The organism is Photobacterium jeanii, from assembly GCF_001650345.1.
Taxonomy (GTDB): Bacteria; Pseudomonadota; Gammaproteobacteria; order Enterobacterales; family Vibrionaceae; genus Photobacterium; species Photobacterium jeanii.
In genome coordinates this window covers 900,369-913,608 of record NZ_LVHF01000012.1, presented here as the reverse complement: position 1 = coordinate 913,608, position 13,240 = coordinate 900,369, and the positions used below count along the sequence as shown (strand labels likewise).

Sequence of the window (13,240 nt, the reverse complement as noted above, 5' to 3'; positions counted from 1 at the left end):
GGGTGGTATATAAGCTCTACTTGGTTTCAGGGCTTACTTCAATGTGGTCATTGATGATCACCGCACAAGCGGCATCGCCTGTAATATTTAGCGCAGTTCGGATCATGTCAAAGATGCGATCTAGTGCGAAAAGTAGCGGCAGACCTTCAATTGGGATCCCTGCAGATAGCAATACAGCCACGACCAAGAAAGAAGGGCCAGGAACACCGGCTTGACCAACGGCACCTAAAGTCGAGGTGATGATGATCGCGATGTAAGCGCTCATGCCCAAATCAACGTTGAACAACTGTGCGAAGAAGATAGCGACTAAACCGTAGTAAATGGCGTTACCACTCATATTGATGGTTGCACCCAGTGGCAACACAAACGACGCGGTAGAGTTCTTCACTTTCAGTTCTTCTTCACAGACTTCCATGGTAACAGGCAGCGTTGCCATAGAAGATGCGGTTGATAGTGCCACAGCTTGTGGCTTCTTCATGGCGGATAAGAAAGCCATTGGTGAGGTTTTACTAAACACTTTCACCATTAGTGGATAGAACACAAAGCCGTAAACGATGATTGCGGCAACGTATACCACGAAGAGCTTGAATACGACCATCAATGCGCCAAAGCCAAATGTACCCACAGCATCCGCCATTAGGCCAAATACACCTAACGGGGCAACTTTCATTACAACGTTAATCATCCAAACCATGGCATCAACAATGGCGTTCACACCATTGATGAGTGGGTCGCGACGCTCTTTTTCCAGTTTAGAAACGGCAATCCCGAAGAAGAGACAAAACACTAAAATTTGCAGGATGTTCGCTTCATTCAATGATTGGAAAACGTTGGTCGGGATCATGCCAAGGAGGGTTGCCCAAAACGATGGTAAATCCCCTTTGTCGGCATAAACATTAGAGAACATGCCTTCGACACCAGTTAGATCTACACCAACGCCTGGCTCAAAAACTTGCCCCATGAACAAGGCGAGTGCGACTGCGACAGCGGAAGTTAGGCCAAAAAAGCCGAGTGTCATTAAGCCCACTTTACCCGCCGCAGAGCTGTTACCTAAACCAGCAGCGCCCGAAATGATGGCGACAGCCACCAAAGGGATCACCAGCATTTTGATCAGGTGGATAAAGATACTACCCAGCGGTGCAAAGATGCTGGCAGTTTGCCCCATCATGGCACCGACTAAGGTGCCCACCACCATAGCGATGACGACTTGAACGCCGATATTGTTGAAAATCCCATTCTTGTTTAACACTTTCGATACCTCTTTCGTGTCTTTGTTGTGTTTGCTGTTCTAACCATAGTGGTTAGCTGCATCTTTTTAATAGAGCAATGTTTTATATTTGTTGTAATTGTTGGGTGGATCTATTGCGCTGCTGTTTATATATGTAATGAAAGATAAGATCAATTAATTACTTTGATATTTTGTCTGTAAATGATTTGTAGTAGGGATGAAATATGCTGTAGGTGATTGATGCTGGGAGGTTAAGAGCCAAAGAGGAATTTATATTGCCCAATTATCTGAGCAATCTTTTATCTTTATTCACATTGCTTTAAGAGGGGCGGTATCAAAGAGATAAAGGGAAGTGTGTAAGTAAAAAGCAGCCCAGAAGTGATTACTGAGCTGCTTTGGGTATTGTGCTAAATGAGGGTGTGATTAGTGCTGAGTTGCCGCTTTCATTGGACCAACAAAGTCAGCTAACTTACTTAGCATACTCGCGTGGTTATTTAGATTATTCTCAATGATTTTAACGACGGCCGACCCTGAAATTGCACCAGCCGCACCAGCTTCAATGGCTGCTTTTACCTGTTCAGGGCTTGAAATACCAAAGCCTAGAATGGCTGGTGGCGCATTGTGTTTTTTCAAGCTTTCCAGAAGATGGTCAACAGGCATACCCGCCTTGGTTTCCGCACCCGTTACGCCTGCGCGCGACAGTAAGTAGGTGTAGCCGCCACCTAGTTCAGCCACAGTTTTCAACGTTGCTTCATCGGCATTAGGCGGTGCGATAAAGATAGGGTGAATACCGTGGCGCTCAGCAGCAGCACGAAACTCTTCAGACTCATTAACAGGTACATCGGCAATTAGCACGGAATCGACGCCTGCTTCTGCACAGCGTTGATAGAAGTTATCGACACCTTGGGCGAAGACCAAATTCGCGTACATGAGCAAACCAATGGGTAGGCTTGGGTACTTAGTACGGATTTGACTAAGCAAATCAAAGCACACACTGGGTGTTGTGCCTGATTCAAGCGCCCGAATTGTTGCGCCTTGAATAGTCGGGCCATCGGCAAGTGGGTCAGAAAATGGAATCCCTAGTTCGAGAGCATCAGCGCCAGATTCAACCAAAGTATCGATAACACGCATTGATTGCTCTGGCGTTGGGTCACCAATGGTGACGAAAGGAACGAAAGCGCCTTGTTTTTTCTCTGCCAGTTGGCTGAATAGTTGTTGATAACGGTCCATTATAGCGCTCCCTTTTGCTCTAAAATGTCGTGAACGGTGAAGATGTCTTTGTCACCTCGTCCTGATAGGTTCACAACCAATAATTGTTCTTTTTCTGGATTTTGCTGGATCATATGAAGGGCATAAGCCAAGGCGTGTGCTGACTCTAGCGCTGGGATAATACCTTCATTGCGGGCCAATGACTGGAATGCCTCTAGTGCTTCATCATCGGTGACTGAACCGTATTCGGCACGACCTGTTGCGTTTAAGTGTGCGTGCTGTGGGCCTACTGATGGGAAGTCTAAACCTGCTGATACCGAGTAAGATTCTTCTACCTGACCGTGCTCATCTTGCATCAATGGGGCTTTCATACCAAAGAAGATGCCGAGTTTACCGTGTTTAAGTGGCGCGCCATGCATGTTGGTATCAAGACCCTTACCTGCTGGTTCCACGCCAATTAAAGCCACGCTTTCTTCTTTGATAAAATCAGAGAACATACCAATCGCGTTTGAACCACCGCCCACACACGCAATGACGGCATCGGGTAGACGACCTTCTTTTTCTAAGATTTGCGCTTTGGTTTCTTCGCCAATGATGTGTTGGAATTCGCGCACTATGGTCGGGAACGGGTGAGGACCTGCTGCTGTACCAAGTAGATAGTGAGCTTTGTCATAGCTGGCAGACCAGTCGCGCATCGCTTCATTACATGCATCTTTGAGGGTTGCAGAGCCTGAATGCACAGGGATCACTTCCGCGCCCATTAATTTCATACGAAATACGTTCGGACTTTGGCGTTCAACATCTTTAGCGCCCATGTAAACGCGACATTTTAAGTCGAGTAGGGCACAAGCTAGCGCTGTTGCTACACCGTGTTGACCTGCGCCAGTTTCAGCAATGATTTCTTTTTTACCCATGCGCTTAGCAAGTAGCGCTTGGCCGAGTACTTGGTTGGTTTTGTGTGCGCCGCCGTGGAGTAAATCTTCACGCTTTAGGTACAGTTTGGCGTTAGTACCTTTGGTCAGGTTCTGACACAGAGTCAGCGCTGTTGGACGCCCTGCATACTCTTTAAGTAGATCAATAAATTCCTGCTGAAAACTTGGATCCTGTTGCGCTTCGATGAAGGCATCTTCCAGCTGGTCAAGTGCAGGTACTAGAATCTGTGGTACGAACTGACCACCAAATTCGCCAAAGTAGGCATCTAATTTACTCATATTACTTCTTGTCCTTAATGCTTTTTATTGCTGCGAACGCGGCATCCAATTTGGTTTTATCTTTTTTGCCAGGGGCACTTTCAACGCCAGAGTTTAGGTCTAAACCTCGGCAGCCCAGTTGTGCTGCTGCGTTAACATTGTCTGGGGTTAGGCCACCTGCGAGTAAAATCTGATCTTTGGTTGAGTGAGGAAGTAATGACCAGTCAAAGCATTGTCCAGTACCACCACTTTGATTCCCCACCTTGCTGTCAATAACGTGTTTATCTGCTGGCCATCGTTCAACCTCTGGCACGGCATCTTGTACGCCGTGGGCTTTCCATATTTCACACGTTTTCGGTAAGTTAGTTTTGAGTTCGTTAAGGTAAGCGGGTGTTTCTTCACCGTGTAATTGAACTGCACTGAGCTGAAGGTGATTGGCTACCTCGCTGACGGTTTCAATTGCCGCATTTTGGAATACGCCGACATATTTTAGTGGTGCGCCGCTCATCACCATGCGAGCCTGTTCGGTATCAACACAACGTGGTGAAGCTGGCACAAAAATTAGTCCACCGTACACGGCGCCACTTTGGTAAGCGGCAGCGGCATCGTCGGCGTGGGTTAAGCCGCAAACTTTGTTTTCACCAATCAGTACGCGGCGAACGGCGAGCTCAAGGTTTTCTTCTGCCATCAGCGAGCTACCAATCAAGAAACCGTTGGCAAAGGCCGATAGCTCTCGTACTTGCTGGTTGGTGTAAATGCCAGATTCTGAAATCACAATGGTGTCTTGGCTTAAACGCGGTGCTAATTCTTTAGTACGGTTTAAGTCGATACTTAGATCGCGCAAGTTTCGGTTGTTGATACCCACCACTTTGGCCTCGAGAGCGATTGCGCGTTCAAGCTCTTGTTCGTTACTTACTTCAGTTAAGATACCCAATGAAAGGGAATTTGCGACGTCAGCCAGTTCGCGATATTCCTCATCATTTAGCACCGAGAGCATCAGCAAAATGGCATCGGCGTGATAATGACGCGCCAAGTACACCTGGTATGGGTCAATCATGAAGTCTTTACACAGCACAGGTTGGCTAACTTGACCTCGTACTTGGGGTAAGAAATCAAAATTGCCTTGGAAGTACTTTTCATCGGTTAACACCGAAATGGCACTGGCGTGGTTGTTGTAAACCTGCGCAATGTAATTAAGGTCGAAATCATCGCGGATCAAGCCTTTTGATGGCGATGCTTTTTTACATTCCAGAATGAAAGCCGGATCTTTGCTGGCTAGTGCATCGTAGAATGGGCGATCACTCGGTGTTAGCTTATCAATAAAATCTGCGAGCGGTTGCTGAACTTTTCGCGCATCAACCCACAGGCGTTTATCCGCAACGATTTTTGCTAGCACTGTTTCCATGATTAACCTCGTTTTGCCAGTTCTTCGACTAATGCAAAGGCGCTGCCTGACTGCATAACTTCAATTGCTTGTTGGGTGTTGGCTTTCAAATCTTCATGACCAAATAGGCGCATGAGTAATGCCACATTTACAGCAACCGCACCTTGCTGAGCATCGGTACCTTTGCCTGTTAGGATATTGGTGATGATGGCGCGGTTTTCTTCTGGCTCGCCCCCTTTGATGGCTTCAAGCGGGTAGGTTTCTAGCCCAAAGTCGGCAGGCGTTAATGTGTACTCGATGATTTGCCCATCTTTGATTTCTGCGACCGTTGTTTCGCCATGAATGGCTACTTCATCAAGCCCGCTACCATGAACAACGGCTGCGCGTTTCATTTTCATTGCCGCCATGGTTTCGGCAATGGGGCGAACTAAGGCTTTATCGTAAACGCCCATGAGCTCGATGGTTGGGCGAGCAGGGTTGATTAGCGGCCCAAGTAAATTGAAGATGGTGCGAGTTTTCAATGTCTGGCGTACTGGCATCGCGTGGCGCACACCGCCGTGGTATTCAGGGGCAAATAAGAAGCACACCCCAAGATCATCCAGAGCTTGGCGAGCGGTTTCAGGCTTCATCGCCAAGTTGATGCCGAATTTATCCAGTAGATCGGAAGAGCCCGATTTGCTCGACACACCACGGTTACCATGTTTCGCCACTTTTATACCGCAAGCGGCTGCAACAAATGCGGCGGTGGTCGAAATATTGATGGTGTTAGCACCGTCGCCACCAGTACCGACAATGTCACCAAAATCATAATCAGGGCTTGGGAAGGCATTAGCGTTGGCAACCAATGCACTGGCTGCGCCTGCGATCTCTGCTGGGGTTTCGCCTTTGATTTTTAATGCTGTTAGTACAGCCGATAATAAAATAGGCTCAACGTCGCCTTTGATAATGGCGTCAAAGAGAGTATGGCTCTCTTGTTGGCTTAATGATGTTTGTTGATAGAGCTTTTCAGCAATTTGGTAAATAACAGCTTCCATGATGTATTTCCTTATTGTTCTCGTTCTATGCTGGCTGGCGTTTCAAGTGGCGAATTTTCGGTGACCCAATTAAGCGTGTTGATCAGGAGCTGTGCGCCTTGCGTGGTCAAAATGGACTCTGGATGGAATTGGAACCCACAGACTTTGTCGTCATCTTGAGTGACAGCCATCACTAAGCCATCAACATCAGCGACGACTTGTAAATTGCTCGGTACTTCTGTCGCAACGAGCGAGTGATAACGGGCAATCGACAGAGGATTGGGTAAGTCGCCAAATACTGGGTGTTGGTTATGACGCATCATGGCAGCTTTACCATGAACAATATCGCCAGCGCCTTCGACTTTACCGCCATAGGCTTCAACAATCGCTTGATGACCCAAACAAATCCCTATCATTGGGACTTTGCCACGCAAATGCTGGATAAGTTCAGGCATACAGCCAGCGTCTGCGGGAGCACCTGGTCCTGGTGATAACACCAATACGGGATTGGCTTTCTCACTGATGGCTTGCTCCATTTTCTCAACGGTTAAGCTGTTACGGTAAACCGTAACGGGATGCCCTAGGGCACGAAATTGATCAACCAAGTTGTAGGTAAAAGAGTCAAAGTTATCGAGTAATACAATGTGAGCTTTGGTCATATTCTTTTCCTCAACCTTGAGTATGTGCTTTTTGAATCGCGCTGATCACCGCTTGTGCTTTACCGCGTGTTTCATCGGCTTCTGCCTGAGGCACAGAGTCGTAAACCACACCGGCACCAGCTTGAACGCTAGCAACACCACCTTCAACATAAGCTGAACGGATCACGATACAAGTATCCATATCGCCATGCCCTGTTAGATAACCCACTGCACCGCCATAACTGCCTCGGCGACGTTGCTCGACTTCACGGATTAATTGCATTGCACGGATTTTGGGTGCCCCCGTTAATGTGCCCATATTCATACACGCTTGGTACGCGTGCAGGGCATCTAAGTCGCCACGCAGTTGACCAACAACACGAGAGACTAAGTGCATTACATGGCTGTAGCGGTCAACTTTGAGAAGATCTGCGACATAGCGGGTTCCAGCTTCACTGATACGGGCAACATCATTTCGCGCTAAATCGACCAGCATCATGTGCTCGGCGTTTTCTTTCATATCGCAGCGCAATTCCAGTTCGATGCGACCGTCTAAATCAAGGTTGATTGAGCCATCTGGGTTCTTACCGCGGCGACGGGTGCCGGCTATCGGGTAAATTTCAACTTGGTTGCTTTCCGTGCAGTACTTCAGCGCACTTTCTGGTGACGCGCCAAACAAAGTGAAATCGGCATCTTGCAGGTAGAACATGTACGGGCTTGGGTTGCCAACTTTCAGTTCTTTATAGGCAACCAATGGCGATGGGCAAGGAAGCGTAAATTGGCGTGATGGCACGACTTGGAATACATCACCACTGATCACGTATTGTTTGAGTTCGGCAACGGTTTGGCAGAAATCTTGATCGCTAACACTGACTTGTGGCTCACAGCTATCAAGCAGTTCGGCTGGTGGCACTGCACTTGGGGCTAAACAGGCTTCTTTGATTTGCTGTAAGCGGCGGCTTAACTCAAAGTAACTGTTGGTGTACTGATCACCACCAAACAGTGTGGCTTGTAATTTGCCTTTGCGGCGCTGGTGGTCGATGACGAGCAATGTCTCAGCAATGTAGAAAAGGTAGTCCGGACATTGGTTGTCAGTCGCAACGTCAGGTAGGGGCTCAAAGCCCGCCACTAAATCGTAAGCAAACAGCCCGCCAAGAAAGAGGGCTTCTTGCGGATGATTTTGGGTTTCAAACGCCTGTTGCACCATACGTAGGGCATCGAATGATGATGCCTGACGTAAACGAGAATCCTCATCCAAGGCGCGTTCAGCGGTAGGGAAGGTTAAGATCAAGCAATCTTTAGTGCGCTGACGACCAACAGTATCGACCAAGCTGTGCTCAATCGTCTGCAGTACATTTAAGCCATTGTCGGTCAGTGCTTCAAAGCGCACCTCAGTGCCACGGCAGACAATGCGCACTGCCGCGTCAATCAGCATTAAACTTTTTAAGTCTTGTTTGGAGTCGACTTCAGCCGACTCCAGTAAAAGGTTGTGAGGGCGGTCGCCACAAACGGTGTAATACAGTTCAGTGGGCTCCGCTACATAGGGTACATCTAGGCTGAGCACTTCCAGCTCGCCAACGGTGCGTTGGGTTGTGTTCACAGCGTTCTCCCTGCCGCTTCTACAAATGGTTTGAGTTCTTGCATCAATTGCTCAAACATTGGACCCGTTAAGGCTTGATGACCGTCTGATAAGGCTTCACACGGGTTCAAGTGTGATTCGACGATAATGCCATCGGCGCCCACTGCAGCTGCTGCGCGTGAAAGCGGAATAACCAGTTCACGTACACCTGTTCCATGGCTTGGGTCTACCACCACTGGTAGGTGGGTACGTTGCTTCAAGTAAGCGACCGCGTTGAGATCCAATGTGTTGCGCGTTGCTGTTTCATAGGTGCGGATACCACGCTCACACAGGATAATATTCGGGTTTCCTGCATCGTAAATGTATTCCGCCGCGAGAAGTAGCTCTTCGATAGTGGCGGAAAGTCCGCGTTTGAGCAAGACTGGTTTACGACTTTCTCCCACTGCTTTTAATAATGCGTAGTTTTGCATATTACGCGCGCCTATTTGTAGGCAGTCGACATATTCACACATCGTATCAACTTGGCTGACTTCCATGACTTCTGACACCGTTGGTAGTCCAAGCTGTTCATTGGCTTGTTTCAGTAATTTTAGCCCTTCTACGCCCATACCTTGGAAATCATAAGGGCTGGTTCGCGGCTTGTACGCGCCACCGCGAAGTGCCACTGCGCCATGTTGTTTCACCACTTCGGCAACTGAGAGTAATTGCGCTTCAGACTCGACCGAGCAAGGGCCTGCAATGACGGCAAATTTGTCACCACCAATTGCGGCATTACCAAATCGCACCACGGTATCGTGCGCTTGAACTTCGCGGCTGACCATTTTGTACTTAGTTAAAATTGGCTTAACGGTTTCCACGCATGGGTAAGCATCAAGGTTGAGCTTTTGCAAAATACGTTCGTCGCCCAATGCGCCCAGCACAATGCGTTCAACACCTGGCATGTACACAGGCTTGAGGCCTGCTTCTTCGATACGTTGGAGAATGTCTTTGGCTTGAGATTCGGTAGCTTGTGGTTTAAGTACAATAATCATATATGGTGTCCTTTAATCCATTATGCCGTTGGCACAGTGGTGAAATTAATAAGCAATTTTTTACATTGGTTTTTTCAGGGCGTAAAAAAGCCCGCAGTGTGCGGGCTAGTGTGAATGCTGTCCTACAGGTACAGGGAATTACACCGCCCAAAGTTGGGAGTGCCACCACCAAGAAAAAGCGCAGTGCTGAGGATGAATATGCTGTACCATGTGACCGTCCTGTTATGATTTCGGGTAACTGCGTACTAGTAAACTAGTTTACAGATATAGAGTCAAGAATAAAATTTATGTTATTTGATTTACACAGCCATACAACGGCATCAGATGGTCGCCTTTCCCCACAAGAATTAGTGGAACGGGCGATTGCTCACCGTGTTGATGTACTGGCCATCACTGACCACGATACCGTGGCGGGTCTCGCCGAAGCACAACAGGTGATTGACGAACAAAATCTGCCTCTAACTCTCATCAAAGGCATTGAAATATCGACAGTTTGGCAAAATTTTGATATTCACATTGTCGGCCTGAATATTGATCCTGAACATCCTGCAATTGTGCAGCTCATCGCAGAACAAGCACAACGTCGTGAGCAGCGCGCAGAGATGATTGCTGAGCGTTTGGCGAAAAGCCGTATGCCGGGCGCATTAGAAGGGGCGCGTGCCCTAGCGGGAGATGCGACCCTAACGCGTGCTCATTTTGCACAATGGATCGTGGCACAAGGCTACGCGAAAACCATGCAAGCCGTGTTCAAGAAATTCCTCACTCGTGGTAATCCGGGTTATGTGCCGCCAAGCTGGTGTTCGATTGCTGAAGCGGTCGCGGCGATTCATGCTGCGGGTGGTCAGGCAGTGCTTGCTCATCCAGGTCGATACAAGATGACAACAAAGTGGTTAAAACGTTTGTTAACGACTTTCGTGGAAGCCAACGGGGATGCCATGGAAGTGGCTCAACCACAACAAGCTCAGCAGGAGCGCCGTAAGCTCGGCGATCTTGCCATCGATTATCAATTACTTGCTTCACAAGGCTCTGATTTCCACTATGCGTCTCCATGGACCGAGTTGGGTCGAAACTTGTGGTTGCCGAAAGGGGTGACTGAAGTTTGGCATCAGTGGGATGTTGAAAAGAAGCGAGTTGATTCAGAGGCCGCTGCTGAATAATAGGATTTAGCGGAGGCTTTTTGGGAGGAACCATGAGCCAATTTTTTTACGTACATCCAGAAACACCACAAACACGTTTGATTAATCAAGCTGTGGCGATCATTCGCAAAGGTGGCGTGATTGTGTATCCAACGGATTCGGGCTATGCCTTAGGTTGCCAGCTTGAAAACAAAGGCGCGTTAGAGCGCATTTGCCAAATCCGTCGCCTTAACGACAAGCACAACTTCACCTTACTATGCCGCGATTTATCGGAGTTATCCCTATACGCACGGGTTGATAATGTTGCTTATCGTCTGCTACGCAATAACACGCCGGGCGCTTATACTTTCATCTTTAAAGGGACCAAAGAGGTGCCACGTCGCCTGATGAATCCCAAGCGTAAAACCATAGGTATTCGTGTACCAGATAACGCGATTGCACTGGCGCTACTGGAAGAGTTGGGTGAACCTCTGATGTCGACCAGTTTAATTTTGCCTAACAGTGAAGTTGCCGAGTCTGATCCGGATGAAATTCGTGACAAGCTAGAGCATGCAGTTGATTTGATCATCAACGGTGGTTACTTAGGTGAGCAACCAACGACGGTGGTGGATTTCAGTGATGGGGAAACCAACGTGGTTCGCGTAGGTTCGGGTGACCCAGCACCATTTGAATAGTGGTTGCGAATCGGGCTTTAAATTGTGTTTAAAGTTTAACGCGCCCTAGTAACTTCAGAGGGCTTTTGGCATAATTCGCCGCTGCCCGATATCAGTCGATATTGGGGATGAGTATTTCGACGCCTGTGAAGGCGACAAAGGTTTGTCTAATGAGTGAAAAATTACAGAAAGTGCTGGCACGTTCAGGTCAGGGCTCTCGTCGTGAAATCGAATTAAAGATTCAAGAAGGTCGTGTCAGCATTGACGGACGTGTTGCTAAATTGGGTGACCGTCTAGAAGATCTTGATGTGCTTGTACGTATTGATGGCCACAAAGTTGACTTGGTTGCGACCAGCGATGAAGTGTGTCGTGTACTTGCTTATAACAAGCCAGAAGGTGAACTTTGTACTCGCCATGACCCTGAAGGTCGTCGCACTGTATTTGACCGCCTACCTCGCTTAAACGAAGGTCGTTGGGTATCGGTTGGTCGTCTGGATGCGAACACCAGTGGTCTACTGCTATTTACGACTGACGGTGAATTAGCAAACCGCCTAATGCACCCAAGCCGCACAGTTCAACGTGAATACATGGTACGTGTTTTCGGTGATGTTACCGAAGATATGGTTCGTAACCTTGTACGTGGCGTTAAGCTTGAAGATGGTATGGCTCGTTTTGAAGACGTAGTGTATGCCGGCGGTGAAGGCATGAACCACACATTCTACGTGGTGATCACAGAAGGTCGTAACCGTGAGGTTCGTCGCTTGTGGGATTCACAAGGTGTGACAGTATCGCGTCTGAAACGTGTACGTTACGGTGATATCTACCTAACGAAAGATCTACCACGCGGTGGCTGGATGGAGCTTGAGCTTAAGGAAGTTAACTACCTACGTGAAATGGTAGAACTTGAGCACGAAAGCGAAACCATGCTAACGGTTGAAGGTCAGAAACGTAAACGTGGTGTGCGTCAAATTCGTCGTGCGGTTCGCCGTCACGAAGAGCGTGCGAATGATGAGCGTCAAGGCCGCCGTAATGGTCGTCGCCAACAAAGTTCAAGCCGCAATAAAAATGCTGAGCAAGGTCAAAGTAACGGTGGTAATCGCGCTTCTTCTGGTAAGCGTAAGCCGTCAGGTAATGCGTCTAACCGTCGCAACCCGCTGAAAAATAAGCCAGCGAAACCGCGTTCACGCAAATAAGTTGGGTTTAGACCTACTGAGATAAAAAAGCAGCGAATCATCGCTGCTTTTTTGTATCAGCTCATTTTGTCCTGCAAGGAACTTGCGCGATTACTTGCTTGGTTGACGCTTAGGTTGGGCATCAATGCATTCACCATGTACGTCTCGACCTTCAGGGGCCATCAAATAAAGGTAAAGAGGCATGATATCCAGTGGTGTTTTTAGCTGATTAGCATCCTCTGCAGGGAAGGCTTGGGCACGCATACCGGTACGTGTACCGCCTGGGTTAATCGCATTTACGCGTACCTTGGTGTTGCTTAGTTCGTCTGCTAATACCTGCATCATGCCTTCGGTAGCGAATTTCGAGATAGCGTAAGTACCCCAGAAAGCACGACCGCTGTGACCGACGGTTGAAGTGGTAAAGACAAGGCGAGCATCATCGGATTTTTTCAATAAAGGTAAAGCGGCTTGAGTTAGTAAAAGTTCTGCTTTTACATTCACTTGCATTACATCATCAAAGCTCGCTTCATCGATTTGATCAAACGGACTAAGCACGCCAAGCAAGCCAGCATTGTGTAGTAAGCCATCAAGACGACCAAATTGCTCTTCAATGGTTTCCATCATGTCGAGGTAGTTTTGCTTGGTCGCACCTTTCAAATCAAGCGGGATGATCGCTGGTTGCGGAGAACCTTGCGCTTCAATTTCATCATAAACCGCTTCCAGTTTTTTTACGGTACGACCGAGTAAGATCACGGTTGCGCCATGTGCTGCGTAGCTGATAGCGGCCTGACGACCAATACCGTCACCTGCACCTGTCACTAGAATCACGCGATCTTTTAGCGAATCCGCTGCAATTTGATATTCCACGTATTACTTCCTTATTGGAGCTTCACTTGCTTGTTATTTTGTTTTGTCATCAGTGCTGACACCATTTATGCATGGGATATGCACAGCAAGACAATTTAACGAAAATGTAAAATAGTCTCTTTTTCATTGCATTGCCATAG

12 protein-coding genes and 1 other annotated feature are annotated in these 13,240 nt (G+C 48.0%); of the genes, 3 read left to right on the top strand and 9 right to left on the bottom strand.

Going from position 1 to position 13,240, the window contains the following annotated elements; genetic code table 11:
* Positions 1-16: 16 nt before the first annotated feature.
* From A3K86_RS05435 to aroF, 8 genes are all read right to left on the bottom strand, one after another.
* A complete protein-coding gene (locus A3K86_RS05435; protein WP_084406519.1) occupies positions 17-1,249 on the bottom strand; it encodes a dicarboxylate/amino acid:cation symporter in 1,233 nt (410 codons plus the stop codon).
* A 402-nt stretch (positions 1,250-1,651) separates the two neighbouring features.
* On the bottom strand, positions 1,652-2,458 hold the full coding sequence (gene trpA / locus A3K86_RS05430; protein ID WP_068328803.1) for a tryptophan synthase subunit alpha: 807 nt from the start codon (positions 2,456-2,458) through the stop codon (positions 1,652-1,654).
* A complete protein-coding gene (trpB, locus tag A3K86_RS05425) occupies positions 2,458-3,648 on the bottom strand; it encodes a tryptophan synthase subunit beta (RefSeq protein ID WP_068328800.1) in 1,191 nt (396 codons plus the stop codon). Before trpB ends, trpA begins: the two co-directional genes overlap by 1 nt.
* 1 nt (position 3,649) lies before the next feature.
* Positions 3,650-5,032, bottom strand: coding sequence for a bifunctional indole-3-glycerol-phosphate synthase TrpC/phosphoribosylanthranilate isomerase TrpF (trpCF, locus tag A3K86_RS05420; RefSeq protein WP_068328796.1), 1,383 nt, complete (start codon positions 5,030-5,032; stop codon positions 3,650-3,652).
* A 2-nt stretch (positions 5,033-5,034) separates the two neighbouring features.
* Positions 5,035-6,045, bottom strand: a complete 1,011-nt coding sequence (gene trpD, locus A3K86_RS05415) for an anthranilate phosphoribosyltransferase (protein ID WP_068328792.1) — start codon at positions 6,043-6,045, stop codon at positions 5,035-5,037.
* 11 nt (positions 6,046-6,056) lie between these two features.
* Entirely contained in the window at positions 6,057-6,683 is a 627-nt protein-coding gene (locus A3K86_RS05410; RefSeq protein ID WP_068328789.1) for an aminodeoxychorismate/anthranilate synthase component II, read from the bottom strand.
* A 10-nt stretch (positions 6,684-6,693) separates the two neighbouring features.
* Positions 6,694-8,262: an anthranilate synthase component 1 gene (locus A3K86_RS05405; protein ID WP_068328786.1), complete on the bottom strand. Its 1,569-nt coding sequence runs from the start codon at positions 8,260-8,262 to the stop codon at positions 6,694-6,696.
* Positions 8,259-9,272, bottom strand: a complete 1,014-nt coding sequence (gene aroF / locus A3K86_RS05400) for a 3-deoxy-7-phosphoheptulonate synthase (protein ID WP_068328782.1) — start codon at positions 9,270-9,272, stop codon at positions 8,259-8,261. Before aroF ends, A3K86_RS05405 begins: the two co-directional genes overlap by 4 nt.
* An 81-nt stretch (positions 9,273-9,353) precedes the next feature.
* Positions 9,354-9,449: a sequence feature (Trp leader region), on the bottom strand.
* 110 nt (positions 9,450-9,559) lie between these two features.
* On the opposite strand from aroF, the gene rnm reads away from it, so the two are divergent.
* The 3 genes from rnm to rluB all read left to right on the top strand — a co-directional run bounded on the left by rnm (position 9,560) and on the right by rluB (position 12,254).
* Complete coding sequence (rnm, locus tag A3K86_RS05395; RefSeq protein ID WP_068328778.1) at positions 9,560-10,429, top strand: RNase RNM; 870 nt, start codon at positions 9,560-9,562, stop codon at positions 10,427-10,429.
* 32 nt (positions 10,430-10,461) lie between these two features.
* A complete protein-coding gene (locus A3K86_RS05390) occupies positions 10,462-11,082 on the top strand; it encodes an L-threonylcarbamoyladenylate synthase (protein WP_068328775.1) in 621 nt (206 codons plus the stop codon).
* Between the two features lie 149 nt (positions 11,083-11,231).
* Complete coding sequence (gene rluB, locus A3K86_RS05385; protein WP_068328773.1) at positions 11,232-12,254, top strand: 23S rRNA pseudouridine(2605) synthase RluB; 1,023 nt, start codon at positions 11,232-11,234, stop codon at positions 12,252-12,254.
* Between the two features lie 90 nt (positions 12,255-12,344).
* Here rluB and A3K86_RS05380 read toward each other — a convergent pair whose 3' ends face one another.
* Entirely contained in the window at positions 12,345-13,100 is a 756-nt protein-coding gene (locus A3K86_RS05380) for a YciK family oxidoreductase (protein WP_068328770.1), read from the bottom strand.
* Positions 13,101-13,240 lie beyond the last annotated feature (140 nt).

Coding starts and splice junctions, on each gene's coding strand:
- aroF (WP_068328782.1), bottom strand. CDS start 9,272: ATGATTATTGTACTTAAACCACAAGCTACCGAATCTCAAGCCAAAGAC.
- trpB (WP_068328800.1), bottom strand. CDS start 3,648: ATGAGTAAATTAGATGCCTACTTTGGCGAATTTGGTGGTCAGTTCGTA.
- A3K86_RS05390 (WP_068328775.1), top strand. CDS start 10,462: ATGAGCCAATTTTTTTACGTACATCCAGAAACACCACAAACACGTTTG.
- trpA (WP_068328803.1), bottom strand. CDS start 2,458: ATGGACCGTTATCAACAACTATTCAGCCAACTGGCAGAGAAAAAACAA.
- trpCF (WP_068328796.1), bottom strand. CDS start 5,032: ATGGAAACAGTGCTAGCAAAAATCGTTGCGGATAAACGCCTGTGGGTT.
- A3K86_RS05410 (WP_068328789.1), bottom strand. CDS start 6,683: ATGACCAAAGCTCACATTGTATTACTCGATAACTTTGACTCTTTTACC.
- trpD (WP_068328792.1), bottom strand. CDS start 6,045: ATGGAAGCTGTTATTTACCAAATTGCTGAAAAGCTCTATCAACAAACA.
- rnm (WP_068328778.1), top strand. CDS start 9,560: ATGTTATTTGATTTACACAGCCATACAACGGCATCAGATGGTCGCCTT.
- rluB (WP_068328773.1), top strand. CDS start 11,232: ATGAGTGAAAAATTACAGAAAGTGCTGGCACGTTCAGGTCAGGGCTCT.